This is a genomic window from Helicobacter rodentium ATCC 700285 (assembly GCF_000687535.1).
Taxonomy (GTDB): Bacteria; Campylobacterota; Campylobacteria; order Campylobacterales; family Helicobacteraceae; genus Helicobacter_D; species Helicobacter_D rodentium.
Genome location: NZ_JHWC01000011.1, coordinates 25,870 through 51,295, shown reverse-complemented (window position 1 = coordinate 51,295; position 25,426 = coordinate 25,870). Strand labels below are relative to the sequence as shown.

The following is a 25,426-nucleotide window of genomic DNA, read 5'->3' as shown; positions in this document are numbered from 1 at the left end:
TTAAAGAATGAATCCTTCTCATACATTTGACATTAAAGACTTGCCACAAGAATTTAGCCAAAAACTATTAGATGAGGTTCCGCAGAATCCACAATTTCCAAAGATTAGCGTGATTTTAACGACTTACAATCGGGAGTATTTTTTCACAGAATCCATTGAAAGCATTTTGGAACAAGACTATCCAAATTTGGAGATTATCGTAAGCGATGATGGCTCTGAAGATAACACCTTTAACATTGCAGGGGAATACGCAAAAGACAATCCCTCAATAAAAGTCGTGCGCAATGCAAGGACACACGGAAGTGCTGGTAATCGCAATAATGGATTAGATTATGCAAGTGGAGAACTCTTGTTGCTTTTAGATGATGATGATTTGCTGTTTAAAGAGGCGATTTCGCAAATGGTAGAAGTTTATTTGCGCTTTGATAAACAATATGGCATTATTATCGCAAATTGCACAAGAAGTGATGATGGATTCCTCTCTGGACAAGGGCTAGATGAATCGCGTGAGATTAGCTTTCAAGAAGTACTTGCAGGTCGCCTAGATGGGGAGTTTGTAACATTGTTTGAGCGCAAACTGCTTGGGCAAAGGCGTTTTAATGAAAACCTGCAAAGGGGAAATATGGGGTTATTATGGCTAAAACTCCACAAACAACGTCCTTGCTATTATATTCATAAACCTTTGAAATTTTATAGAATCCACGCAGAATCGCTTACGCAAAGTCTCAAATATAAGCCTTTAGAAATGGTAAAAAACTATGAGCAAGACATTTTGCTTTTTTATAAAGAGCGTTTAAAGCATTGCCCAAGCCATTTAGCAAAGCTTTGCGCCATTGCAGCATTGCTTTATCGTCAAGGAGGAGACCGCAAAAAATCTTTTAAAAAAATCTTACAAAGTTTGGCAATTTATCCAAATTGGCTCGCAATACAAGCCTTTGCTTGTTTGTTTTTGCCCACTTCTTTCTTGCCAAAGTTAAAAATTCGTCAAAGGGTTGAGAAATAACCAATGAAACCAATTAAAATCTTATTAGCTATCCGTTCTTTAAATTTTGGTGGCGCAGAAAGACAATGGGTGCTTCTTGCAAAAGAACTTGCCAAATGCCCTGAAATAGAATTGCGGCTTTGCACACTTTATGGTGGCGGACGTTTAGAATATGAAATCGCAGGGATTCCGCATATTTGTTTGCACAAAAAAGGACGCAGTGATATAGGCTTTTTGTTCTCCTATCGCAAAGTTATTAAAGAATTCAGACCGCATTGCATTTATGCTTTTATGCCTGAAATGAATGTCTTTAGTCGGCTTTGTAGCCCATTTTTGGGAGCTAAAGTTATCTTTGGATTCCGTTCTAGCGCCATTGAGCTAAACAAGCTTGGTTTAGCCTCTAAGCTTTATTTTTATACACAGAAATTTTTAAGTCGCTTTGCTGATGCGATTCTTTGTAACTCTTATGATGCGCTAAGCTTTTATCAGTCCAAAGGCTACTATATGAAAAAAGCCCTTGTAGTTTATAATGGAATTGATACAGAGCGATTCCACAGAAGAGATATTCAGCGATTTAAAAAAGAGCTTGGATTTACAGAAAATACATTTGTTTTTGGAATCGTTGCGCGAATGGACAAAGTCAAGGATTATCCATTATTTGCGCATATTGCAAAAGGGTTTATAGAACAACAAAAGGCACAAGGAAATACAGAAATTGCTTTTGTTTCGCTTGGAAAGTGCGATGAGAAAATTTTAAAAGAATGTTTAAAGATTTTGGGTGAAACTCAACATCAAGTCCTGTTTCTAGGAGCAAAAAACGATGTGGAGGCTTATTACCCTCTTTTTGATTGCATACTTTCTACATCTTATACGGAGAGTTTTTCTAATTCCATTGCAGAGGGAATGTCGTGTGGTTGTGTGCCTATCGTTAGCGATGTGGGAGAGAGCAAAACGATTGCGGATTTTGGGCAAGATTCCTATTGTTTCTCCTTTTCTCCAAGAGATGATAAAAGCGCATTAAAATGCCTAGAATCTCTCTATTTGCTACACAACTCTAGTCAATTAGAATCTCTCAAAAATTCCGCACGAAAACACATTGTAGAGCAATTTAGCGTAGAATCAATGGTGAGTAAAACCTCGAAAATCTTAACGCATTTAGTGCAATCTAAAACTTTAGAATCCCTAAACATAGACAAACAAGATATTTCCGATAAAAACTCAAGGCAAGATTTATCGCAATGAAGCTTGTTGTGTTACTTTACTCCTTGGGCGCAGGTGGTGCAGAGCGAATCACCTCGCTTTTGTTGGAAAACTTAGTTAATGAGTATGAAATCACCCTTGTATTGTTGGAGGATATAAATAATTATTCACTTGCCAAAGGTGTGCAAAAGGTCATTTTAGGGCATAACACAACAAGAGAGAGTGGATTTAAAAAACTGCTTAAACTTCCTTTGCTTGCTTTTAAATATCGCAGAATCATTCAAAATAGTGATATTTCACTCTCTTTAATGACGCGTCCTAATTATATTAATATTCTAGCGGGTATGCTTTGTAGATTGACACACAAAAGCCCTAAAATTTTAATCTGCGAACGAAGCCACCCAAGCAAACAATATGGATACTCAAATCCCTCCTCTAAAATTAACCGATTCCTTATCTCCTTGCTTTACAACAAAGCGGACAAAATCAGTGCAAACTCTCCACAAAACTTGCTAGATTTAAAAGAAAATTTCGGAATCTTGGAGGATAAACTCACTTTACTAACAAACTTTTTTGATTTAACAAAAATCGCCACACAAAGCCTAGAAGATTCCTCCTTGAAAGAAAAAATTTTAGCAAAAAAGGCGCAAGGCAGATTTATCTTTATCAGTATTGGGCGACTAGATAGCGGAAAAAACCACCGCTTAATCATAGATTGTATGCGAGAATTTAAAGAAATGGCAGATTTGTTTATTCTCGGCGAGGGTGAAAAAAGAAATGCGCTAGAGGAGCAAATTAAAGCACTAGAGTTAGAATCCTGTGTGCATTTGCTAGGGCAAACTCCCAATCCTTATGCGCCCTTAAGTGTTGCGGATTGTTTTGTGTTTGCTTCCAATCACGAGGGCTTTCCTAATGTGCTTGTGGAATCTTTAAGTTTAAAAATTCCAATTATTACGACTAATTGCGCTCCGCGTGAGATTTTAGCACCACAAGGAGAATTTATAGATGCGCAAAAACATTGCGAAATAGGCAAGGGCGGAATCACAATCCCCCTAAACGATAAGGATTCTATGGTGTTTGCAATGCGATTCCTTTATGCAAAACCAAACTTTTTTGCCAAATCCTTACAATCTCAAGCGTGTAAGTTCTCCATAGAATCGCAACTACCCCATTATAAACAATGGATTTTTCAATGATTCCACACAAAGCCCCTTTGCGGAGCAAGGGTATTGATTTATAAAACTTTGATTCCTATTTTGGTTGCTATGTGTGAATGGGGCAAACAAAACAGAAACGCACTCCCCAAAAGCGTAGAATAAAGGAATGTGCTATAATTTTGCCTTTCATTGCTTTAATAGTCCAAAGAAACAGCAAGGCAACCTTAAGTAAAGGGACAAAATGGAATCGTATGGTTATGCCACAGAGTTAGAATATGTCAATGATTTTATCCCAGCACTCAATCCCCTATGGATAGATTTTTGCCTACTCCTTGCAGGATTTGACGCGCCCACGCACCACGATTCTACAAGTTTTGATTATTTAGAGCTTGGATTTGGCAAAGGCAATAGTCTTACTCTTAATGCAAGTTGTAGCGAAGGGAGATTTGTGGGAAACGATTTCATTCCTGCCCATTGTGAATATGCACAAAGTTTTATCTGTGCCGCAAAAGCAAACGCAAAAGTCTATGAAGACAATTTTGAACAATTAAAACAGAGGCTAGATAGAGAGAATCTTAAGTTTGATTATATCGTATTGCACGGAGTTTGGAGCTGGATTAGTCAAGAAAATCAAAGGGTGATTTTAGAAATTATCTCCACACACCTAAAGGAAAAAGGTATAGTTTATGTAAGTTATAATTGCTTTCCGGGTTGGGAGGGCAAATATTCTCTTCGCCATTTGTTAAAACTGGTGGAGCAAAACGCACAAGGCAACCAAGCACAAAGAATAGAGCAAAGCATTCATTTTGCTAAACAACTTTTTGAATCCAATCCTCTTTATATAGAACAGAATCCTCGCACACAAGAAATGTATCATACTTTGCAAACAAGAGAAACAAACTATCTGTGCCACGAATTTTTTAACAAAGATTGGCATTGTGTATTCTTTAGTCAAATGGCGCACTTTATGGCTGAAGTGCAATGCGCGTTTGCGTGTAGTGCGAAACTAATGTGGAATTTTGACCCGCAGACTTTCACGCAGGAGCAACAAGCACTCTTAACGCAAGTTAAGGATTCTACATTGCAAGAGCAACTCAAGGATTATTTTTTAAATGAATCCTTTAGAATGGATATTTTTATGAGGAGAGGGGAAAAGCTCACACAAAAAGAGCGCGACACAAGGCTTTTGCAAACCTCTTTTGTCCTGCTTAAGCCTCTTGCATTATTGCAATTAAGCATACCACCGATTCTACAAACGCTTTGTATGCAGATTTTAGAATTTTTTGCTAGGGATTCTTATGCGCCAAAGACTTTGCAAAACCTCATAGAATCCTCGAATCTTGAACAAGAAACCCTGTTGCCTATTCTTTGTGCGTTAATGACACAAGAGGCAATCCACCCCACAAGGACGATGACTTTAAAAGCCAAAGCACAAGCAAACGCCTACAATCAACTGCTTTTTGCGGAACAAACCACGCTTCTTAAGCCCTTTCTCGCTTCCCCTTTGATTGGGGGCATTTTTATAGAACCTATTACTTGGGTTTGTCTAAAGGGCTACACACAAGGAGTTTGCAAAAAGGAATCCCTAATGCAATTTGTCCGCAATGCAATTCCAAATTTACAAGAATCTTTTGAGGATTTAGTGGAGCAGTTTTTAAACGAACTTGCGCTTTACAAAACACTAGGGATTCTGCAAAATTAGCATAGGAGGACAGAGATGATAAATGTTATTTTTGATATGGACGGGACACTGCTAGATAGTGAAAATGCAATCTGTGAAGCCATTAACGCCATTAGGAAAGATAAAGGGCTTCCTATGCTCTCTCATAAAGACATCAAACACGCGATTCACACGCCCAATTTAAATTGTGCAAAGATTTTTTATCATATAGACAATTTTCCGCATAAAAGCTATAAAGTAGGTTTTGAATCCTATTTTGATAAATATTACGAAAGTGCGGTGCTGTTTGAGGGTGTGCGTGCAATGCTAAAAACTTGCAAAGAAAGAAATTACTTTTTAGCCCTTGCTTCTAATGCCCCACAATCCGCCTTAAAGCCTATTTTGCAAAGGCATAAATTGGAGGAATATTTTGATGCAATCATCGGCACAAACGCTACAATAGAATCTAAACCCAATCCAATGATGATTCATCTTATCTTGCAAAATGCCCCCTTTGCAAAGTCTGTATTTGTAGGAAATTGCATAAAAGATGAGGGAGCAGCACAAAATGCCGGGATTCCTTATCTCCAAGCTAAATGGAATGAATCCGCCTTAAAAGAGAATGAATTTACTAGCGCAGAGGAATTGTTGCAAAAGCTCAAAGAATCTGAATTATCTGTTTGATTGCCCTTGACAAACACTAAGTGTTAGGATTTATAATGCCATTTCGCAAACTTCAAACTTGGCTAAAACTTTTAAAAGGAGTTTAAATGACTTATACGATTTTAGAAGCAGAGCATAAAAGTGGCATTCCCTCACGCAGGATTCGTTTTTGGTTGGATAAGGGACTTTTTCCAAACATTTATAAGGATAAAAATAGTGTGCGGCTTTTTAATCAAAAAGATATTGATTGGCTGTGTTGGAAACCTTTATCGTGAGCTTGGAATGAGTATCAAAGAGCTTAAGTATTACAAAGATTTGTGTGAGAAAGGCGATGATACATTAAGAGAACGACTAAAAATCATTCAAGCTCAAAAGAAAAAGAATCTCGCACAACTTGCACAAGCACAAGAAAATATTGCAATGCTTGAATACAAAGAACAGCTTTATGTAGATTTGATTGAAAATGGAGCGGATTATCGGCATTCTAGCTTCAGTGAGTGCAAAAGGGCAATGAGAAAAAAGATAAATCTAAATTCACTTTCTTAAAATATGCAGATATTCCAAAGTGGAATCTTGCTTTTGGATTCGTTTAGAATCTGCCTTAAACCGCTGGTGCTTTTGGGTAACAAAAGAGTATTTGCCATATTTTTCAAAAATATCTTGAATCTGCCCTAAACCAAGCAATCCCTCATCATTATAGCTTAAAAAAATCCACTCAAAATTTGCATTTTTGATGAGATTTTCTAGCGCGTCCGCGACTTTTGCCTTTTTGCACCAAGCCGACTTTTCATACTCCCTCAAGCCTGTCTTGCCCTTTGGGATAAAGTCATCATACAAGGCAATCGTGTTTAAAAGATGATAATTCGCACCATATTCTCGCGCATTATAAGGCGGGTCAAGGTAGAGAATATCGCCCTTTATTTTGGTAATAAGTGTGTTTGCGTCCTCATTAAATACCAAATGTTCGTTTTCATTATATTCAAACTCTGCAGGATTTAAAACAAAGGCTTTGTGCGCACTTCTTTTAAGCCGCTTTAAAAACGCTCCATACACGGAAGCGGTGTTTGCAACCTTATCGGCGGATTCCAAAAGAGAGGCAAGGAGAAAATAATATTCTTGGTTGTTGATGAATTTTTCCTCTTTCCATTGCGCAATTTGAGAGCGCACAGCGTCAATCCTTTGTGCGTTTTCATCGCTAAAATATTGCCTCCCACTCCCAGAACCAAGCGCATAGTAAGTATAGATTTTGCCCTTTTGTGGTGGCGTTTGAATCGTATCATTAAGAATGCTTAGCAGCTCATTAGATCGGGCTAGTTTTTGATGATTGCCGATATAATTTTGCGCCAAGATAAAGCTATAATATTCCTTATCGTTGCTGATAATCTGCTTGACTTGTGCTTTAAAAAGCCTCCCAACTACTGCAGTTCCAGCAAACATATCACAAAAGATAGAATCTTTAAGGGGCTTTGCATTAGCTTTTTGCAGCGCGGATTCTATGCTTGTTTGCAAAAAGTGAGAGAGTTTGAATTTAGAGCCTATGTAGTTCATTTATTGCTCGTCTTGATAAAGTTTTTGAGCAATAAAATCTGCAGCTTCTTTTGCGATTCCACTTGCGCTTTCCTTGCGATATGCCACAGGGTCGTATTGATAACAGCCCACACAACCAAGTTCTTGTGTGTAATTTTCATCGCCTTGATAAAATGCGTAAAGATTACCCTTAATGTTTTTAGCATTCCATCGCTTATTTGTTTCTCTGCAAACTTTGCAAATTTGTCTTTTTACATCATTTGCCGCTTTACATAAAGGCTGAAAATCCTCTAATTTTTGCGTTTGCTGATTGGATATTCTCAAATCATTTTTGCGTCCATCTTTGTGGTCGATTTCTATCTTTGTATTTTCGCTTTTGCCACAGATTCCTAACATTACACAATTTTGATTTTTATAAAAATCTTTAATATCTTTTCTTATGGCTTGATTGAAAGTTTTTTGTGTATTAAATCCCTTTAGCCTTATTGCGTCAATGGCATTCCCCGCACTCTTACTTTTATCAAATTCTAAAATATATTTTTTTGCTAACGCACTACTTGCGCGACACCAACTCCCACCATTACCAAGCGCAAGTGCTTTATATTCTCCTATAAACTCACTCACGCTTACCCACCTTGAAATACCATTTTTATCAGGCTTGGCTAATTCTAAAAAATTTCTGTCTTTGATTTTCTCACTTGCACATCCTTAAAGTCATCAAATTATAGCACAACCAAGATAAGCGAAGTTTTCCATTTTATTCATTCTGCCCTTGACAAACACCAAGTGTAAGGCTTTATAATACCATTTCATCTTTTCAATAAAGGAGGTGTAATGCAGAACAATAAAGAATCCCTAGAGCGCAGGAAGTTTCTCAAAACCTCTGCAAAGTTTGGCGCAATGGCAAGTCTAGCAAGTTTGAGCGGATTTGCCTTAAGCGCGTGTGATTCTAAAGCGGACAAAAAAGATTCCACACAAAATCTACAAGACACAAAAAACGCGGGAGAATCCAAAATGCAAAATCATTTACAAGGAGACACAATGGAATTTGTAACTTTAAACAATGGCATTAAAATGCCTATCTTAGGCTATGGAGTTTTCCAAATTGACCCCAAAGAAACGCAAAGGTGCGTAGAGGACGCAATCAGCGTGGGATATAGGAGCATTGATACCGCACAAGCGTATTTCAACGAAGAGGGTGTGGGCGCGGCGATAAAAACAGCCCTAAATGGTGGAGTGAGGCGCGAAGAGCTTTTCATTACAACAAAGCTTTGGATTAACAACTACCCCGAAGAAAAGGCACTCAAAACGTGCGAGGAATCTTTGCGCAAACTAGGCTTAGATTATATAGATTTAATGCTGCTTCATCAGCCCTTTAGCGATACTTATGGGGCGTGGAGAGCATTAAGCAGATTTTATAAAGAGGGGAGATTCAAAGCCATTGGTGTGAGTAATTTTTGCCCCGATAGAATCGCAGATTTTTGTTTGAATAATGAAATCAAACCCGCCCTCAATCAAATAGAATGCAACCCGCTCCACGCGCAGTTTGAAGCACAAAAAGTCTTGCAAGAATATAATGTGGCTATGGAATCTTGGGCACCTTTTGGCGAGGGCAAAAACAATATGTTTAGCAATCCCACATTAAGCGAAATTGGTAAGAAATACAATAAAAGCGTGGCGCGGGTGATTTTAAGGTGGCAGATTCAAAGGGGGATTATCGCGATTCCAAAAACGACAAGAAAAGAGCGAATGATTGAAAACTTGAGTGTGTTTGACTTTGCCTTAAGTGCGCAAGATATGCAAACTATTGCGGCACTTGATAACAAAACAAGCTTGTTTTTGAACCATCAAGACCCCCAAACCGCGAAATTTTTGATTGAGATTCATAAAGAGAAGTTTTAAAGGAGAATCAATGCAAAACACAAGATGAGAATTTTTAGGCAAAAGTGCAGCCCTAGCAGGAATGGCATTTTTCGCGCCCAATTTATTGTTTGGTGCGCAAGGAACAGAGACAAAATCCATTTTAAAGGACGATTTTATGCTAAACGATGGCAAGGAGATTCCAAAGCTTGGGCTTGGGACTTGGCGCATTGCGGATAATGCGGTGGAAGCAGCGGTGCAAGAGGCTCTTAAGGTAGGCTATCGCCACATTGATACCGCACAAGCCTATGGCAATGAAAGAGGCGTGGGCGAGGCAGTGCGTAGCTCCAAGATTCCACGCGAGGAGATTTTCATCACAAGTAAAATCCGCGCAGAATACAAGGATTACAAAAGCGCGAGGGGTTCCATAGATACAACACTTCAAACAATGAAGCTAGATTCCATTGATTTAATGCTCATTCACAGCCCACAGCCTTGGAATAGCTTTAGACAAGGCGATTATTTTAAAGAAAATGTAGAAGTCTATAACGCGCTAGAGGACGCACAAAAGGCGGGTAAGGTGCGCTCCATTGGAGTGAGTAACTTTTTACAAAAAGATTTAGAAAATATCCTCAAAAATTGCAAAGTTAAACCCGCAGCAAATCAGATTCTATGCCATATTGGCAACACGCCTTTTAGTTTGCTAGATTACTGCAAAAGTCAAAATATCCTCGTAGAAGCGTATTCGCCCATTGCGCACGGAGAGCTTTTGAAAGACCCTCGTGTGATAGAGTTAGCAAAAAAATACAATGTCAGCCCCGCGCAGATTTGTATCCGCTATACTTTGGAGCTAGGGCTTGTTTCTTTGCCAAAGAGCAAAACTCCCAAATACATTGCAGAGAATGCACAGGTGGATTTCACATTTTCAAGCGCAGATTTAGAGGCACTTAAAAAGCTCACCTTTAAAGATTGTGGCACACATTCGTATTTTCCTGTATTTGGCGGGAAGTGAAACAAAAAGAGAGAAAGTTTAAATCCCCTTGACAAAGTGTTGGGATTTATAATTTATGCAATCTTTTTAAGATTCCATCCATAAAAGGAGTAAAAATGAAAAACTTAGTTGTATTTTTTAGCGCAAGTGGAATCACAAAGGAAGTTGCGCAAACTTTAGCAAAAGCCGCAAATGCGGAAATTTTTGAGATAATCCCCGTGATTCCTTATTCTCAAGCGGATTTGGATTGGCGCAATGAGCAGAGTCGTAGCACCTTAGAGTGCAAGGACAAAGCCTCGCGTCCAAAAATTGCTAAAGACATAGAGATTTCAAGCTACGATACAATCTTTATTGGATTCCCTATTTGGTGGTATAGTGCGCCACAGATTATTTTTACCTTTTTAGAATCCCACGATTTTAGTGGCAAAGTCATCGTGCCTTTTTGCACAAGCGGTGGGAGTGATTTGAGCAATGCCCCGCGTGATATGGCAAAGTGTGCTCCTAATGCGATTTTTAAAGAGGGCAAATGCTTTAACTTTGGCACAAGCAAGGCAAAACTCACAAAATGGCTTGAAAGCTTGAGAGTCTAAAAAACACTCATAGCATAAGATTTTAATTTATTTTAAGATATAATCCGTGCCTTAAGTTGCAACAAAGGAGCAAAGAATGGTATTTGGGAGCATTCTTATCATTGTTGGTATTATTGCTTTTGGAGTGATATGGCTTATTAGTGCTTATAATTCTCTAGTAACCTTAAAAAACCGCGCACAAAATGCTTTTTCGCAAATTGATGTGCAGCTCAAACGGCGATATGATTTAATCCCAAATCTCATTGAAATCGCTAAAAAATATCTAAGCCACGAGCAAGAAACCTTGATGAAAGTCATAGAGGCAAGAAACACTGTAAAAAGCGCACTAGACAATGTTGCAAAAAATGCACCCGATGCTATCAATGCACTGAATAGTGCTGAAAAATCCTTGCAAAATGCCTTGATGAATTTCAATATGACAATGGAAGCCTACCCTGACTTAAAGTCGAATACTACGATGATACAGCTAAGTGAGGAGTTAGCTTCCACAGAGAATAAAATTGCTTTTGCGCGTCAAGCCTATAATGATAATGTAACAAACTTCAATACCTGCAGACAAATCTTTCCAAATAACCTTATTGTAGGATTCTTTTCGCAATTTGCGAAAGATTTACCTCTGTTAGAGTTTGAGGAGAATCGCGAGGTATTAAACCAAGCACCCAAAGTGCAGTTTTAAGGTTTTTTGCAATCTTATAGGGTGTGCTTATGGATTTAGTAGATTCTATTTTTTTGGATAATCATTTTCTTTTAGCCTTGCCTCTAAGCGTTAAGGCTTTGCTTATGGCATTTATCATTGTGGTGTGGATAGTTACCTATAATAAACTTCCCAAAAAAAGTGGTATTTCGTTTGAACTTCTTTCTGTTTTCTTTCTGATCTTATTTGCGGGTGTGTTGCTTAATTCTTCTTCACAAATTGTAGATTTCCTAAATTCTTGCACAAGGTTTTTTGCAGACATACGCACATCTCTAGGTTTTGATGCGCCCACTCGGTATTTTTTTAATATCAAAACCCTCATTGCACTTCTTGTCTTTGTCGCATTCTGCACACTCATTTTATTCTTTATCACACGCACTATTTTGGGTAGGGAAGTGAAGCTATCCAATACATTTTGGGAGCATAAAGACGCTGCACAATCTAAGATTTTATGGTGCAACGCTCTCTTTTTCATAATGCTTTTTTTGATTTTTTTGACTGCTTTTTCTTGTTTTGGGCTCATTTTTACTTTGCTAGATAATCCTAGTCAGTTTAATGTGGCTGTGCCATCTTCTTTTGATTTGCCACCTAGAAAAATGGTTCTTGTAGCGGATAATTCTTCTGAAAATTTTCTTATTTCTCTAGCTTTAGCATTTGTCTTAGTTGCGGTGATTTTTTGCGCCTTTGTTTTTCAAAAATTCTCTTTGGCAAAGCACAGCATTGACAAACTCGCAAAAACACTCAATGCCACAGAAATTACAGAATCTAGTAATTTAGAACAAAAAGAACGAGTGCTTTTAAATGTGATTGCAGAAATGGCAATTGCCTCCTCTTGCCCTATGCCACGCGTGTTTATTCTCAAAGAAGAGAAAGGTATCAATGCAATGTGTAGCGGAGAATATTTTGGCAAAGAGAAAGAAAAAATAGCAATTTTTGTAACGCAAGGTGCGCTAGATATTCTAAGTCGTGATGAGCTTCAAGGCGTAATAGGACACGAATTTTCACACGCTTTTCATCGTGATGTTGCACTCAATCTTAGAATCTTCGCGCTTGTATTTGCATTAAGTTGCGTAGTGGTAGCGGGTGAAATATTGCTTGAGGCGATGTCCAATAGCTCTAAAAGAACTTCTCGCTCTAAAGATGATGGCAAAGGCTTTGCCGCACTTGCTGCCATTGCATTTGTATTTTATGCGCTTGGATATGTCGGTATGTTCTTTGCGCAAATCATTCAAGCGGCAATTTCGCGTCAAAAGGAATTTTTAGCTGACGCCTCAAGCACACAATACACACGCAATCCTCAAGGCATAAAATCTGCCCTGCAAAAAATCGCACAGGTTTCAAGCACCTATGAAGCAAGTGAAGATTCTCCCAAAAAGCCCACCTATCTTACCAATCCCAAAGCAAGTTCTTGCGCACATATGTTTTTCCTGCCTTGCCGTGCTATGATTTTTGCTACGCACCCACCCTTAGAGCAGCGAATCCTCCGCCTAGAACAAATGGGCGCAAAGTAATAGAATCAATTTTTATTATTTTTCGCTTATTCCCTTGACAAACACCAAGTATCAGGCTTTATAATGTCAATTTATCTTTTATTCTAAGGAGTGAATATGCAAAATAAATCTCTTAATAAAACACGCAGAAATATTCTAAAATCTGCAAGTATTGGCGCGGGTATAGTGGTGCTTAGTGGTGCTTTTAGCGTGATGAATGCAAAAGATTCCAAAGTGCGCGACTTGCCAGAAAAACTTGTCAAAGAGTGGGATAAAACTTTTCTCAAAAGCGATAAGGTTACGCATAGCAAGGTTACCTTTCATAATCGCTGTGGAATCACACTCGTAGCAGATATGTATGTGCCTAAAAATGCAAAAGGCAAACTTCCTGCCATTGCGGTGAGTGGTCCCTTTGGCGCAGTCAAAGAGCAATCTAGCGGACTTTATGCGCAAACTTTGGCAGAGCGCGGGTTCATCACCCTAGCTTTTGACCCAAGTTTCACGGGAGAGAGTGGAGGTGTGGCAAGATATGTCGCCTCACCCGATATTAGCACAGAGGATTTTAGTGCAGCGGTAGATTTTTTAAGCACACAAAAGAATGTGGATAAAGAGAGAATCGGCATTGTTGGAATTTGTGGTTGGGGTGGATTTGCCCTCAATGCAGCGGCAAATGACCCACGCATTAAAGCAATCCTAGCTTCCACAATGTATGATATGAGCCGCGTGAATGCAAAGGGTTATTTTGATAAAGAAGATAGCAAAGAAGCAAGAGCGCAAAAGCGCAAAACTCTAGCAGAACAAAGAATCAAAGACTATGAAAGTGGCAAATATGCACTCGCTGGGGGTGTGCCTGAAACCCTGCCTAGTGATGCGCCGCAGTTTATGAAAGATTATCACGCCTATTACAAAACTCCGCGTGGCTATCACAAACGCTCACTTAATTCCAATAGTGGGTGGAATCTCACTTCCTCTCTAAGCTTTCTTAATATGCCCATTCTTGCATACAGCAATGAAATAGAGAATGCAGTTTTGATAATCCACGGGGAAAATGCGCATAGCAGATATTTCAGCGAAGATGCCTACAAAAAACTTAAGGGTAAAAATAAAGAGTTATTGCTTATCAAAGACGCAAATCATACAGACTTATATGACAATACACAAAAGATTCCTTTTGACAAAATAGAAGCATTTTTTAATGCAAATTTGAAGTAAGAAATGCGAAGGAACAATATGCGCAAATACACTTTTCTTTGTTTGTTGTTTGCGCTGCTAACGCAATGTGCTTTAGGCAAGGACTTAAGGGGGGAATTGGAGGAACAAATGCAAATACAAATGCAATTTCAAAGCAAAAGCTTTATTTTGTCTTTAGAAAATAATGCAACCGCAAAGGACTTTTACGCGCTTTTACCTTTAGCTTTAAGCTTTAGCGATTATGTAGGCAAGGAAAAGATTGCTAGGCTTGAAGAAAGCCTAAGCACACAAGAGAGTGGAGAATACAACCCGCAAAGCGGTGATTTTTTCTATTTCGCCCCTTGGGGCAATGTCGGAATCTTTTACGCCAAACAGCCTCCCTATAAGGGCTTAATTAAATTGGGCGCACCCAAGGCAGAAAAAGAATCTTTTATTGCACACCTAAAAGCCCAAAAGCAAGATTTTATCCTCACGATAGAAAAATATCCTAGAGAGGAGTAAAGATAACTTAGTGCTTTTTAGGTATTTTGGGATAAAGGTTGGATACCAAAAAAAGAACCATCGTTTATATTGTGTAGAAGTAGTGATATGAGATTTGCAAATTCAACCCCCTTGACAAACACCAAGTGTAAGGCTTTATAATATCATTTTATTTTTCAACAATAGGAGGCGCGATGCAGACAAATAAACAATCCCTAGAGCGCAGGAAGTTTCTAAAGACTTCACTAAAAACTGCGGCAGGTTTAGGAGTTTTAGGTATCAGTGGCGTATATTTAACGCAAAACAGCGCGAATGCGACAAATCCAATCCAACTAAAGGAACAAACAATGAATCTTACCCCCAAAGCAAAACAAACCTTTGAAAAACTCTTTGGCAACATTAATGTGCCACTTGCAAAGAGCGACCCCGAGTTTTTTACCAATTATGTGAATTTTGCCTTTGATGAAGTCCCCGCAGAATCCAAGCTTGAGCTTAAAGAAAATTTGATGATTATCCTTGCTTCACTTGTGGCGATTCCGGCTTTGAGTGAGTTTAAAACGATTCTAAAGGCAGCTTTGAAAAATGGTGTTGAACCTGTGGCAATCAAGGAAATTCTCTACCAAGCCACGCCTTATGTGGGTATGGGAAAAACCATAGACTTCATTAATGCAAGCAATGAAATCTTTACACAACAAGGAATCGCACTGCCTTTAGAATCTCAAGGCAAGATAGAATATGCCCAAAGGAGAGAAAAGGGGCTTGAAACCCAACGCGCACTTTTTGGTGAAGCCATTGATAAAGGCAATGCAGCAGCACCAAAGGATTATCAACATATCCGCACCTTTTTAAGCGCAAACTGCTTTGGGGATTATTACACGCGTGGTGGGCTTCCTTTAAAATTTCGTGAGCTTTTAACCTTTGTATATATTCTCTCAATGGGTGGGGCGGATTCTCAAGTGAGAGCGCATATTGCAGGGAATCTAAGAATTGGCAACGATAGAAACAAACTCATTGCAGTTGTTACTGCACTTGTGCCTTATATCGGCTACCCTAGAAGCCTAAATGCCCTAAGTGCGCTTGATGAGATAGCACCTTTACGCTAGAAAAAGTGGTATTATAGACTCCTTTTTGCTTGAGAGAGGGGTAGAGTTTGAAAGCTATGGCAAGGACGGCTGGAATTTTTTGCATCGTTGTGCCAATAAGCAAGAAATAGAAAAACTAAAAATTGCTTGTAAATATGGTGCAAACATTGATTCAAGGACGCAGATTCAAATAGGCAAACATAAGATTTCCCAAACGCCCTTGATGATTCTACTTCTCTCTAGCTCCTCCCTAAAATACAAGCAATAAAAGCCCTCATTGCGCTTGGTGCAGATGTGAATGCGACCGATAAACAAAAAAGTGTTTTGGATATGGCATTAAACGATAAAGAGAGCCTAAAACGAGCAGGGGCGAAAAGCTATAAAGAACTTTGTGCTTTGTGAATCTAGGCGGTGGCGTTTGTAAGGAATCCCCCTATTTTACTCTTTGCTTTTTTTAAATGACTAGGGGAATAATCAAAAATTTTTAAAAATTTCTCATTCACTAAAGAGGAATCTAGTAAATTCAGCCCCCCCACCAATCTCATAGCAAAGGAATCAAGCAAAATCTTATTTTTTTATATTCTCCTCAAATTCCCTTGACAAACACTAAGTGTCAGGCTTTATAATTATAAAATCCATTTGATAAGGACAGATATGCGAACCCTCATCCATAAACTTTTTAGCCTTAAAGAGGGGGAATTTAAGATTCTAGCTCTTTCTTGCGGATTTATCTTTATGCTCTTTAGCTCTTATGCGATTTTGCGTCCTATGCGCGATGCTTTTGGGCTAGAGGGAGGGCAAGAGGAGCTAAAATGGCTCTTTTTGGCAACTTTTATTTCCTGTATCCTTGCGTCTTTGCTTCTAATGTGGCTAAGTGGCAGGATTAAGCGGAGATTCTATACGGATTGTGTCTTTATCTTTTTTGCGCTCAATCTGCTTATTTTCTATGCGTTAATGCAAGTTTTTGCGCCACACACACCCGAATTTATTTGGCTTTCTCGCGTGTTTTATGTGTGAATTAGCGTCTTTAACCTCTTTGCTTTTTCTTCTGCTTGGAGCTTACTTGCCGATGTTTTTAGCAAAGAGGCAAGCACAAGGCTTTTTGGCATTATCTCCGCAGGGGCAAGTCTTGGGAGCATTGCGGGGGCAAGTAGCGTAAGCGTTTTGGTGGCAAATTTTGGTGTGGCGAATCTCGTCTTTCTCTCTGTTGCTCTGCTTCTTATTGGAATCGTGCTAAAGAATCTTATTTTGCGTGAATTGCGGCATTTTGAAAATGCGGAATCGTTAGAGCGATTTGAACACACCATTGGTTCAAGCAATCCCTTTGTGGGGTTTAAGCTCATCATTGCTTCTAAATATTTGTTGCTACTTTGCGCCTTTATTCTCTTGCTTACAAGCGTTTCTACCTTTTTGTATATGGAACAAGCAAGGATTGTCCGCGAAGTTTTCCCCACGCGAGAGGCAAGAATCGCAGCATTTGCGAATATTGACCTCATTGTGCAAGTTTCTGCATTGCTGATTCAAATATTCCTCACTGCAAAAATTGCAAAATTTTTTGGAATCACGAGCCTTTTAAGTATTCTTGGTTTTGTCATTGCGCTAGGATTCATCGTCCTTAGCTTCACGCACCCTGCATTTTTGCCTTTGGCTGTGGTGATGAGTATCCGCCGTGTAGGCGAATATGCGCTCGTCAAACCCGGACGCGAAATGCTCTTTGTGCCACTTGATGCGGATTCTAAATATAAAGTCAAAAACTTCCTTGATGCTGTCGTATATCGCGGAGGAGACGCACTCTCTGCTCAAGTAGAAAGCCTACTTGCAAACATTGGAATCTTGTGTGTGCTGCTAAGTGGTGCTGCGATTTCTTTTGTTTGGGGGTTGCTTGGAGTGTTTTTAGGCAAGAGTTATGCAAAAATAAAATAAGTGCGCTTCACGAAGCCTTTACACTTATGAGATATAATTACAGCTTTTGTTTAAGAGGATAGGATTAGATTAATGTTTTCAAAGTTTTTTATTCATCGTCCGGCTTTTTCTGCTGTAATTTCTATCATCATTGTAATTGCTGGGCTTATTTGCGCTTTTAATCTCCCCATAGAACAATATCCAAAGCTTGTCCCCACTCAAGTGGTTGTGAGCGCAAATTATCCCGGAGCTAGTGCAGAGACAATTTCTACAAATGTTGCAAGTATTTTAGAAAATAGCATTAATGGAGTAGAGGATATGATTTATATCCAAACCTCTACGACTTCTAGTGGTACAATGAATCTTAGTGTTTTTTTCAACAATGAGGCAAATCCAGATATGGCGGTTGTTAATGTGAATAATCGTGTGCAAGCTGTGTTAAATCAGCTTCCTACCGAAGTGCAGCGGCTAGGTGTTACCGTACGCAAACGCTCCACTGCAGTAGTAGGAATGTATCATATCTATTCGGATAATCCGCAACACACGCAACTTTATTTGGCAAATTATGCGATTCTCAATGTGATTGATGAATTAAAGCGAATCTCTGGAATTGGCGATGTGGATTTGTGGGGACGCTCGGATTATGCAATGCGAATTTGGCTTTTGCCTGATAAATTAGCCTCTTTGGATTTAACACCCTTAGACATTATTGACAAAGTCCAAGAGCAAAACTCGCAGTTTGCACCCGGAAAACTTGGTGTAGAACCCATAATGCAAGCTGACTTTGCCTATACAATCACTGCTAAAGGTTTATTCTCTAGCCCACAAGAGTTTGAAAATATCATTATTAAAGCAAACCCCGATGGCTCTGCACTTAGATTAAAAGATGTTGCAAGAGTTGAGCTTGGAGCGCAAGAATATCTCACTTCTTACTTTTATAACAATACCCCCTCCATTCCCATTAGAATCACTCTACAACCCGGCGCAAACATTCTTAATGTTGCTAACAATGTGCAAAAGACAATGGAAAGACTAGCATTGAAGTTTCCTGAAGGAATGAAATATTCTAATCCTTTTCGCCCGACAGAATTTATCGTGGAATCTATGAAAGAAGTAATGAAAACCTTTGTGGAAGCCATTATTCTAGTTGTTTTAATTATCTATCTTTTCTTGGGTAGTTTTAGAGCAACGATTATTCCTTGCATTGCGATTCCTGTTTCGTTAATTGGGACATTTATTGGACTTTATCTCTTTGGCTTTACAATCAATCTTTTAACGCTTTTTGGGTTGATTTTGGCGATTGGAATCGTGGTAGATGATGCAATCATTGTCATTGAGAATGTAGAACGCATTATGCATCAAGAGCATTTAAGCGCGAAAGATGCCACAATAAAATCTATGCAAGAAATCACAACTCCCGTGATCGCTATTGTGCTTGTTTTGAGTGCAGTCTTCATTCCTGTGGCGTTTATGGGAGGATTTAGCGGAGAAATTTATCGTCAATTTGCAATCACCATCGTAATTTCAGTCGTAATTTCCGGCTGTGTCGCACTCACACTCACGCCTAGTCTTTGTGCAATGTATCTTAAAAAACAAGAAAAGAAACCCGCCCTTATTGCTAAATTTGACGCACTCTTTGAAAAATTTACTTTAAAATTCTCTTCACAGACTGCAAGAGTGCTAAAAAGAGGGTTATTGTTTATGTTGCTTTGGGTGGGAATGCTTGTAGTTACTTACGATTTATTTAGCAGAGTTTCCCGCTCACTTGTGCCATCAGAAGATATGGGAATCGTCAATATCAACACTCTTTTGCCTGAAGGAGCTTCCCTTTCTCGCACAACGCAAGTGCAAAAGGATTTGATTGCTATTTTAGAGCAAAACCCCCTCATTGCAGAAATGACAACGATTGCGGGATATAGCCAATTATCTCAAGGGCTTAAAAGTAGCGGTGGAACAGGATTTTATCGCCTCATTGATTGGAGTGAGCGCAAAGAATCCTCCCAAAGCGACAAGGCTTTTATACGCGAGATTACCCAAAGATTACAGAATTATCCTAATGCGCGTTTTATCGCAACTCCTTCACCAACAATTATCGGTTTAGATGCTAGTGGTGTAAATATTTATATTCAGAGTAAAGAGGGTGGAAGCCTAGAAGACCTTAAAAAATATGCCGATTTAATGGTGCAAGAAGCCCTCAAGCGCAAAGAGATTCGTCATATCTTTACAAATTTATCTGTCAATACTCCGCAAGTTGCCATAGAGTTAGACAGGGAAAAGGCGTCTGCCCTTAATGTCAATATTAACGAAGTTTTTAGGACAATGCAGGTAACTTTTGGGAATTATTATATTAATAATTTTGAGCTTTTTAATCGCACCTTTAGAGTGATTGCGCAATCCGAACAAGACTTTAGAAAAACTCCAGAAAACTTAAATTCTGTTTTTGTGAAATCAAGAGATGGAAACTTTGTGCCTTTAAGCACTCTTATAAAATTCCATTATACCATAGGTGCAGAAATCGTCAATCGCTTCAATCTCTTTCCTGCGGCACAAATCGTTGGCTATCCAAATGAAGGTTATTCTAGCGGAGATACAATCGCCATAGTAGAAGAAATTGCTCAAAAGATTCTACCTCAGGGTTACGACATTGCCTATTCAGGCTCAACCTATCAAGAAAAAGTCAGTCAAAGCAGTGGCGCAACAGCCTTTGTTTTTGGGCTAATATTTGTTTTCTTGATTCTTGTTGCACAATATGAGCGTTGGCTTATGCCGCTATCTGTTCTTAGTGCCGTTCCTTTTGCGCTTTTTGGGGCAATTTTAGCAACCTTTTTAAGAGGTTTAGAAAATGATATTTATTTTCAAGTTGGATTACTTGTCTTAATCGCCCTTGCAGCAAAGAATGCTATTCTTATCGTAGAATTTGCCACACATTTAAGGGAGCAGGAAAAGAAAAGCATTGTGGAATCCGCTATTGGTGCAGCAAAACTCCGATTCCGCCCTATTGTAATGACTTCATTAGCTTTTAGCATAGGCGTTTTGCCTCTTGCGTTAAGTAGCGGGGCAGGAGCTTTAAGCCGACATTCTATTGCCACAGGTGTGCTTGGTGGAATGCTTGCCGCGACTTTTTTGGCAGTCTTCTTTGTACCTTTATTTTATATGTATCTTGCGCGTTTTAGTGAGTGGATACAACAAAAATATGGAAAAAATATAGAATCTTAAAAAGCAAGATTCCATTGTAAAAGCTTGTTTTGCCATATTTAGATTGCCACGAAAACTAGGGATTTCTTGCAGTGATAGAAAGTCAGCCACCTTGTCATCGCGAGCAAAGCAATCCATAATCTAGTATGCAGAAACCTTTTTGCGATAGAATCTTTATAGATGAGATTCTGTGAATCTTCCGCTAAGGGCAAGGTAGTGATTCCGTTTCTTGATATAGCTTGACGAAATATTTTAAAAATCTTCACAAAAACTTGACAAAATCGCTATAAACTTTTGCATAATTTAATCTTAAAGGACACATAATGGATGCTAAACTTTTATCTCTGTTATTTTTAAGTTCTGCCTTGTTGGCAAATCCTAATCCCCCCGCAGAAGAAACTATCAATCTATCACAAACCCCACAATATGCTACTATGTCAGCACAGAATCAGGCTCCAACCCAACCAATGCAACAAACACTTTCTGCACAAGGGAATAATGCAATTCAGCAACCTGCTCCAATGCAGCCAATGCATAATATGTCCTATCCCAATAATATGGCAGGAGGCTATGGTGGTGCTTCCTTGCAAAAAGTTTTTGCTAAAGTTCAGCAAATGTATCCCGGCTCATTCGTTACCGATGTGGATTATAAGGGTTTTGGTTATGAGATTGAAATTAATGATAGTTTGGAGTTATTATTTGATATGGGTGGAAATTTATTGTGGCAAAAATGGGATTAAGCCTTTAACTTTTGTCTTTTTATTGAGTAAAATGCACTTTAATATTTAAAGCCTTTTAACTTTTATAAGGATAGAACACAGACTTTTAATCAAAGCAAACAAGAAATTAGGAGGGTTGATTGCTACATTATTATCTTACAAATCCTAAGCGGACAGGTGCTGTATGCTCTAGTTCTAGGTATCTCGCAGAAATGATTACACAAAATATCGGCATTGAGAAAGCCTCTACTATTATTGAAATAGGTCCCGGAATGGGGGCTTTTACAAAAGTTATTTTGCGTAAAAAGTCAGATTCCGCGCGTTTGTTTGCTGTTGAAATCAATCCTAAAATCGCAGAAAGGTTGCATACAAAATTCCCAAGTTTAGATATTGCATTAGGCTCTGCGGAATCCTTACAGGCAATGATGAAAGAGAGGCAAATAGAATCTGCTGATGTGATTGTGTCAGGGATTCCTTGGGCTCTTCTAAGCAAAGTCGCACAAAAGCGCATTTTAGAAAATATTTATGAAGCCCTCAAGCCCGGCGGATATTTTGCTACTTTTGCTTATATTTTGCCTACAATGGGCGCAAAGAGATTCCGTAAAAGAATCTATGGAGATAAAATATTTAGTGAGATTAAAAAATCTAAAATTGTATGGAATAATATTCCCCCCGCGTTTGTGTATTATTGCAAAAAATAATTTGATTCCATCTCTCTTGTTTTACTATAGTATAATCTTTGCAAGTGTATTTTTGCAATCCAATTAAGTGAGATTTATAAAATAAAACTTAATTTAAGGAAAAAATTATAAAAGTATGTTATAATTCTAACTTTTTTGAAGCAAATTATAATGAAAGGTAAAATTATGAATATTACCAAAATGGCAAAAGCCAATGAAATTAAACGCGATTGGGTTGTTTTGGACGCTGAAGGTAAAACATTTGGTCGTCTCATCACTGAAATTGCTACTCTTTTAAGAGGTAAGCACAAACCAATCTATACTCCCAATGTGGATTGTGGCGATTTCGTGATTGTTGTAAATGCGCCTAAAGCAAAATTTAGCGGAATGAAACTAGAAGATAAAGAATACTTCACGCATTCAGGATATTTTGGTAGCACCAAATCAAAAACTCTTCAAGAAATGTTACAAAAGCACCCAGAAAAGCTTTATAAACTAGCTGTTCGTGGTATGCTTCCTAAAACAAAACTAGGACGCGCAATGATTAAAAAACTAAAAGTCTATTGCGATGCAAATCACCCGCATAGTGCGCAAGTTTCCAAAGAATCAAAATAAGGATTAAAGAATGGCAAAAATTTATGCAACAGGAAAAAGAAAAACAGCTATCGCAAAAGTATGGTTAGCCCCGGGTAGTGGCAAATTAAGTATCAATGAAACAAGTCTTAACGATTGGCTAGGGGGACACGAAGCGATTAAAATGAAAGTAATGCAGCCATTGCTTTTAACAAAACAAGAAAAAAGTGTGGATATTGTGGCAGTTGCTTTTGGAAGTGGATATTCTGCTCAAGCAGAAGCACTTAGACACGGAATCTCTAAAGCATTGGCACTTTATGATACAAATTTTAGAGCAATTCTTAAGCCTAAAGGCTTATTAACTCGCGATTCAAGAGTGGTAGAGCGTAAAAAATACGGAAAACGCAAAGCAAGAAGAAGCCCACAATTCTCAAAAAGATAATCAAATTTTTATTCCAAAAGCTCCTTGTTGGCTTTTGGATAGATTAGTTTCTATTATTATCTATACTTTTGCTTTGATAGAATATTTGGCAATCATTGGAAAGATTCTACAAGCATTTACAAAAACCAAAGAGAATAATGAATGCTCAAAACTCTCAAAAAATATCTAAGCACTCAAAGCACAAATTTTAATCTAATTTTGTTTTTTCATTTCTTTTTTATTGCGGTGTTGTGTGGGATTCATTTTGTATTCCATTTTATAGATTTTTTACACTTGCAAATACCTCAAAATTTTTTTGAAGGGACATTGATTCTTACTTCAATGGACGCTTACCATTATGCAAAAGGTGCGCGAGATTTCCTTGATTTGTTAAATACTGACCCTAAATTGGGGGAGATATTGAGGGCATTTAACACTTTGCACCCTCTTGCAATTCTTGGTGGAATCCTTGCGTTTTGCACAAATTTAGGATTTGTTTTGACTTGGAGCAGTGTTTTTTTTAGTGTAAGCACAGCTGTTGGGCTTTATTGGTTGGTCTATCAAATTTCTATCAAAGTTTTACGCAATGATTTATGGATTTCCCTAAAATTGCAATCACAGAGTCAAGATTTACTCTCTCTAGCCCCATTTATCCCCTTGTTATCGTTTTTGGCGAGTTTAGTTGCGATTCTTTCTCCTAGTTTTTATCAGCGCGTAGGAGTGGGATATTTTGATACAGATATGTTATTGCTTACATTTCCTTTGTTTGCCCTACTTTTTTTATTGCAATTTTTAAGCACACCCCGCTTGTCTCTAAAGCACCTTGTGCTTTTTGCGCTTTTTGGTTATTTGGCGATTGCTTGGCACAATGGAATCCAAAATTTATTGCTTTTGGGATTTTTATTTTTTCTGTGCTTAGAGCTTATAAATTTCTTTAAAATGCGAAGAATCACACCTAAGAGCATTCTATTAATTTCTGTTTTTTTGGTGATTCTTACACCCTCCCCTTTTGGTTTCCTTGTATTAATTTTTCTCCTTTTTGGAATTGCAAGGTTTCCGCAATGGTTTTGGGTTTGGCTACTTTTTGCCGTAGTGTATGCAGTGGCTTTTGGATTGCTTAACCCATTGTTAGCGCAAATCAATGCTTATATTTTTGGCGCAACACAATATGCAAAGACTTATGTTTATGCCTCTGTGGTCAATGGAATTTTAGAAACAATGCCCTCTAATTTGCCAACACTCATAAGTCGCAGTGGAGGGGTTGGAATCTTTAGCTTGGCACTTTTTGGATTTATGTCCTTTGGAGTTGTGAGTGTTTTCCCAAGATTTAATCCCTATCGTTTAAGATTGTTGGGGTGGAATCTAAAAACTTCTTTGGATTTTGCTAAGTATGGTGAGAAATTTAAGGAGTGCAAATTTCTCTTTTTTTTGCTTTTGCCCTTTTGCTTCTTGGGCTTGGCTTCCATTCAACTAGGTATGCGTTTTAGTTTTTTCTTAACTCCCATTATTGCCTTAGGTATTGCATTTTTTTTGTTGAAATTTTTAAGTCTTTTTGCAAGATTCCTTGTCCCAAGTTTGCTTGTGGTAAGTGCTATATCTGCTCTTTTTATTGCAAATTTAAATTATAGAATACCACAGCCGATTTTAACGCATACAGAAGTTCAAGCATTGAAAGATTTGGATTCCAAGTTAAATCCTCAAGATATTTTACTTTCTTGGTGGGATTATGGATATGCTTTGCGTTATTTTACAAAGGCGCAGGTCTTGCTTGATGGCGCAAGACATTCGGGAGCTATAAATTTTCCAATTGCAAAGATTCTATTTAGTTCCTCGCCCACATTGTTTTATAATTTTTCTTTACAACTTGCCACCGCAATGCAAACTCACCCCTCAAAAGAATGGAATAAAATCTTTGAAATCCTTGCAAGAGACAAAGGTGCAGAGGATTATTTAAAGGAATTAGAATCGGAATCTACACCCATAACATTGGTTAAGGGAGCAAAAGTATATTGGATTCTACCCTTGCGCATTTTGCCTCTATTGGCAAATGTTTATAGTTTTGCTAATGTGGATTTAAAAAATGGAAAACCTCTGCATTCCAACACTTTTGTCTTTTGGGATTCTAAACAGAGTCCTCCTAATTCAACACCTCAAGCGATTATTAACCTTTATGACAACTTTTACACGCAATACACGATAGGGCAAAATCAGATATTATTAACTCAAGTTAATTTTGGTAAAAACTCCCTTTTGTTAAGCGATTGTTATTTAAAAAGTAATATCATTCAAATTTTACTTTTTGCAAATTATCCCAATCGCGTTAGTGTTAGTGGGGACATTGTGCGCATATTGCGATTGGATTAAGGAGT

At 38.3% G+C, this 25,426-nt stretch carries 26 protein-coding genes; 24 read left to right on the top strand and 2 right to left on the bottom strand.

What is annotated here, in order from left to right; genetic code table 11:
* The first annotated feature begins 7 nt into the window (after positions 1-7).
* From BS85_RS0108660 to BS85_RS10930, 7 genes are all read left to right on the top strand, one after another.
* Positions 8-1,003: a glycosyltransferase family 2 protein gene (locus BS85_RS0108660; RefSeq protein ID WP_084310264.1), complete on the top strand. Its 996-nt coding sequence runs from the start codon at positions 8-10 to the stop codon at positions 1,001-1,003.
* A gap of 3 nt (positions 1,004-1,006) precedes the next feature.
* Positions 1,007-2,224 carry a glycosyltransferase gene (locus BS85_RS10620; protein ID WP_084310262.1) on the top strand — a complete coding sequence of 406 codons (1,218 nt, stop codon included), beginning with the start codon at positions 1,007-1,009 and terminating at the stop codon, positions 2,222-2,224.
* Entirely contained in the window at positions 2,221-3,378 is a 1,158-nt protein-coding gene (locus BS85_RS0108650; RefSeq protein ID WP_026944435.1) for a glycosyltransferase, read from the top strand. The genes BS85_RS10620 and BS85_RS0108650 overlap by 4 nt, the downstream gene beginning before the upstream one ends.
* Before the next feature lie 202 nt (positions 3,379-3,580).
* The gene (locus tag BS85_RS10615; protein WP_051604759.1) at positions 3,581-5,041 is read left to right on the top strand and encodes a methyltransferase regulatory domain-containing protein; all 1,461 of its coding nucleotides are present in this window, start codon (positions 3,581-3,583) and stop codon (positions 5,039-5,041) included.
* Between the two features lie 15 nt (positions 5,042-5,056).
* On the top strand, positions 5,057-5,683 hold the full coding sequence (locus tag BS85_RS0108640) for an HAD family hydrolase (RefSeq protein ID WP_026944434.1): 627 nt from the start codon (positions 5,057-5,059) through the stop codon (positions 5,681-5,683).
* 86 nt (positions 5,684-5,769) lie between these two features.
* Positions 5,770-5,937: a MerR family transcriptional regulator gene (locus BS85_RS11110; RefSeq protein ID WP_084310260.1), complete on the top strand. Its 168-nt coding sequence runs from the start codon at positions 5,770-5,772 to the stop codon at positions 5,935-5,937.
* Positions 5,879-6,208 (top strand): MerR family transcriptional regulator, encoded by a 330-nt coding sequence (locus tag BS85_RS10930; protein ID WP_169734705.1) that lies wholly within the window; start codon positions 5,879-5,881, stop codon positions 6,206-6,208. The genes BS85_RS11110 and BS85_RS10930 overlap by 59 nt, the downstream gene beginning before the upstream one ends.
* On the opposite strand, the gene BS85_RS0108630 is transcribed toward BS85_RS10930, so the two are convergent.
* Together BS85_RS0108630 and BS85_RS0108625 are read right to left on the bottom strand one after the other, a co-directional pair.
* A complete protein-coding gene (locus BS85_RS0108630) occupies positions 6,197-7,210 on the bottom strand; it encodes a DNA adenine methylase (RefSeq protein ID WP_026944433.1) in 1,014 nt (337 codons plus the stop codon). The genes BS85_RS10930 and BS85_RS0108630 overlap by 12 nt on opposite strands.
* Entirely contained in the window at positions 7,211-7,879 is a 669-nt protein-coding gene (locus tag BS85_RS0108625; RefSeq protein ID WP_026944432.1) for a restriction endonuclease NlaIII, read from the bottom strand. It lies immediately after the preceding gene.
* Between the two features lie 144 nt (positions 7,880-8,023).
* Here BS85_RS0108625 and BS85_RS0108620 point away from each other — a divergent pair, with 144 nt between their 5' ends.
* The 17 genes from BS85_RS0108620 (at position 8,024) to BS85_RS0108535 (ending at position 25,421) form a co-directional block, all read left to right on the top strand.
* Positions 8,024-9,091, top strand: coding sequence for an aldo/keto reductase (locus BS85_RS0108620; RefSeq protein ID WP_245596325.1), 1,068 nt, complete (start codon positions 8,024-8,026; stop codon positions 9,089-9,091).
* Positions 9,092-9,152: 61 nt separating this feature from the next.
* Positions 9,153-10,061 carry an aldo/keto reductase gene (locus BS85_RS0108615; RefSeq protein ID WP_211246910.1) on the top strand — a complete coding sequence of 303 codons (909 nt, stop codon included), beginning with the start codon at positions 9,153-9,155 and terminating at the stop codon, positions 10,059-10,061.
* Positions 10,062-10,156: 95 nt separating this feature from the next.
* On the top strand, positions 10,157-10,630 hold the full coding sequence (locus BS85_RS0108610) for a flavodoxin (protein ID WP_026944429.1): 474 nt from the start codon (positions 10,157-10,159) through the stop codon (positions 10,628-10,630).
* A gap of 76 nt (positions 10,631-10,706) precedes the next feature.
* Positions 10,707-11,306 carry a LemA family protein gene (locus tag BS85_RS0108605; RefSeq protein WP_026944428.1) on the top strand — a complete coding sequence of 200 codons (600 nt, stop codon included), beginning with the start codon at positions 10,707-10,709 and terminating at the stop codon, positions 11,304-11,306.
* Positions 11,307-11,335: 29 nt separating this feature from the next.
* Complete coding sequence (locus BS85_RS10925) at positions 11,336-12,835, top strand: M48 family metalloprotease (protein WP_026944427.1); 1,500 nt, start codon at positions 11,336-11,338, stop codon at positions 12,833-12,835.
* 192 nt (positions 12,836-13,027) lie between these two features.
* Complete coding sequence (locus tag BS85_RS0108595) at positions 13,028-14,026, top strand: alpha/beta hydrolase (RefSeq protein WP_051604763.1); 999 nt, start codon at positions 13,028-13,030, stop codon at positions 14,024-14,026.
* Between the two features lie 18 nt (positions 14,027-14,044).
* Complete coding sequence (locus tag BS85_RS0108590) at positions 14,045-14,506, top strand: cyclophilin-like fold protein (RefSeq protein ID WP_026944425.1); 462 nt, start codon at positions 14,045-14,047, stop codon at positions 14,504-14,506.
* A gap of 173 nt (positions 14,507-14,679) precedes the next feature.
* Complete coding sequence (locus tag BS85_RS0108585; RefSeq protein WP_084310258.1) at positions 14,680-15,588, top strand: carboxymuconolactone decarboxylase family protein; 909 nt, start codon at positions 14,680-14,682, stop codon at positions 15,586-15,588.
* A 25-nt stretch (positions 15,589-15,613) separates the two neighbouring features.
* Entirely contained in the window at positions 15,614-15,835 is a 222-nt protein-coding gene (locus BS85_RS0108580) for a hypothetical protein (protein WP_026944423.1), read from the top strand.
* Between the two features lie 386 nt (positions 15,836-16,221).
* Complete coding sequence (locus BS85_RS11960) at positions 16,222-16,584, top strand: hypothetical protein (protein WP_245596324.1); 363 nt, start codon at positions 16,222-16,224, stop codon at positions 16,582-16,584.
* A complete protein-coding gene (locus BS85_RS10600; RefSeq protein ID WP_245596327.1) occupies positions 16,585-17,490 on the top strand; it encodes an MFS transporter in 906 nt (301 codons plus the stop codon). It begins immediately after the preceding gene.
* A 72-nt stretch (positions 17,491-17,562) separates the two neighbouring features.
* Positions 17,563-20,685, top strand: a complete 3,123-nt coding sequence (locus tag BS85_RS0108560) for an efflux RND transporter permease subunit (RefSeq protein ID WP_026944422.1) — start codon at positions 17,563-17,565, stop codon at positions 20,683-20,685.
* A gap of 302 nt (positions 20,686-20,987) precedes the next feature.
* Positions 20,988-21,404: a PepSY-like domain-containing protein gene (locus BS85_RS10920; protein ID WP_051604757.1), complete on the top strand. Its 417-nt coding sequence runs from the start codon at positions 20,988-20,990 to the stop codon at positions 21,402-21,404.
* Positions 21,405-21,523: 119 nt separating this feature from the next.
* Positions 21,524-22,084, top strand: a complete 561-nt coding sequence (locus BS85_RS0108550; protein WP_026944421.1) for a class I SAM-dependent methyltransferase — start codon at positions 21,524-21,526, stop codon at positions 22,082-22,084.
* Between the two features lie 165 nt (positions 22,085-22,249).
* A complete protein-coding gene (rplM, locus tag BS85_RS0108545) occupies positions 22,250-22,678 on the top strand; it encodes a 50S ribosomal protein L13 (protein ID WP_034551514.1) in 429 nt (142 codons plus the stop codon).
* Between the two features lie 10 nt (positions 22,679-22,688).
* Entirely contained in the window at positions 22,689-23,078 is a 390-nt protein-coding gene (gene rpsI / locus BS85_RS0108540) for a 30S ribosomal protein S9 (RefSeq protein WP_026944419.1), read from the top strand.
* A 141-nt stretch (positions 23,079-23,219) separates the two neighbouring features.
* A complete protein-coding gene (locus BS85_RS0108535) occupies positions 23,220-25,421 on the top strand; it encodes an STT3 domain-containing protein (protein ID WP_026944418.1) in 2,202 nt (733 codons plus the stop codon).
* Positions 25,422-25,426 lie beyond the last annotated feature (5 nt).

What these genes read in the sequence shown, in the direction of transcription:
- BS85_RS0108640 (WP_026944434.1), top strand. Translation starts at nt 5,057, where the DNA reads ATGATAAATGTTATTTTTGATATGGACGGGACACTGCTAGATAGTGAA.
- BS85_RS0108615 (WP_211246910.1), top strand. Translation starts at nt 9,153, where the DNA reads ATGGCATTTTTCGCGCCCAATTTATTGTTTGGTGCGCAAGGAACAGAG.
- BS85_RS10920 (WP_051604757.1), top strand. Translation starts at nt 20,988, where the DNA reads ATGGATGCTAAACTTTTATCTCTGTTATTTTTAAGTTCTGCCTTGTTG.
- BS85_RS10925 (WP_026944427.1), top strand. Translation starts at nt 11,336, where the DNA reads ATGGATTTAGTAGATTCTATTTTTTTGGATAATCATTTTCTTTTAGCC.
- rplM (WP_034551514.1), top strand. Translation starts at nt 22,250, where the DNA reads ATGAATATTACCAAAATGGCAAAAGCCAATGAAATTAAACGCGATTGG.
- BS85_RS10615 (WP_051604759.1), top strand. Translation starts at nt 3,581, where the DNA reads ATGGAATCGTATGGTTATGCCACAGAGTTAGAATATGTCAATGATTTT.
- BS85_RS10620 (WP_084310262.1), top strand. Translation starts at nt 1,007, where the DNA reads ATGAAACCAATTAAAATCTTATTAGCTATCCGTTCTTTAAATTTTGGT.
- rpsI (WP_026944419.1), top strand. Translation starts at nt 22,689, where the DNA reads ATGGCAAAAATTTATGCAACAGGAAAAAGAAAAACAGCTATCGCAAAA.
- BS85_RS0108595 (WP_051604763.1), top strand. Translation starts at nt 13,028, where the DNA reads ATGAATGCAAAAGATTCCAAAGTGCGCGACTTGCCAGAAAAACTTGTC.
- BS85_RS0108560 (WP_026944422.1), top strand. Translation starts at nt 17,563, where the DNA reads ATGTTTTCAAAGTTTTTTATTCATCGTCCGGCTTTTTCTGCTGTAATT.
- BS85_RS0108620 (WP_245596325.1), top strand. Translation starts at nt 8,024, where the DNA reads ATGCAGAACAATAAAGAATCCCTAGAGCGCAGGAAGTTTCTCAAAACC.
- BS85_RS0108610 (WP_026944429.1), top strand. Translation starts at nt 10,157, where the DNA reads ATGAAAAACTTAGTTGTATTTTTTAGCGCAAGTGGAATCACAAAGGAA.
- BS85_RS0108605 (WP_026944428.1), top strand. Translation starts at nt 10,707, where the DNA reads ATGGTATTTGGGAGCATTCTTATCATTGTTGGTATTATTGCTTTTGGA.
- BS85_RS0108630 (WP_026944433.1), bottom strand. Translation starts at nt 7,210, where the DNA reads ATGAACTACATAGGCTCTAAATTCAAACTCTCTCACTTTTTGCAAACA.
- BS85_RS0108535 (WP_026944418.1), top strand. Translation starts at nt 23,220, where the DNA reads ATGCTCAAAACTCTCAAAAAATATCTAAGCACTCAAAGCACAAATTTT.
- BS85_RS0108650 (WP_026944435.1), top strand. Translation starts at nt 2,221, where the DNA reads ATGAAGCTTGTTGTGTTACTTTACTCCTTGGGCGCAGGTGGTGCAGAG.
- BS85_RS0108585 (WP_084310258.1), top strand. Translation starts at nt 14,680, where the DNA reads ATGCAGACAAATAAACAATCCCTAGAGCGCAGGAAGTTTCTAAAGACT.
- BS85_RS0108590 (WP_026944425.1), top strand. Translation starts at nt 14,045, where the DNA reads ATGCGCAAATACACTTTTCTTTGTTTGTTGTTTGCGCTGCTAACGCAA.
- BS85_RS11960 (WP_245596324.1), top strand. Translation starts at nt 16,222, where the DNA reads ATGCGAACCCTCATCCATAAACTTTTTAGCCTTAAAGAGGGGGAATTT.
- BS85_RS11110 (WP_084310260.1), top strand. Translation starts at nt 5,770, where the DNA reads ATGACTTATACGATTTTAGAAGCAGAGCATAAAAGTGGCATTCCCTCA.
- BS85_RS0108660 (WP_084310264.1), top strand. Translation starts at nt 8, where the DNA reads ATGAATCCTTCTCATACATTTGACATTAAAGACTTGCCACAAGAATTT.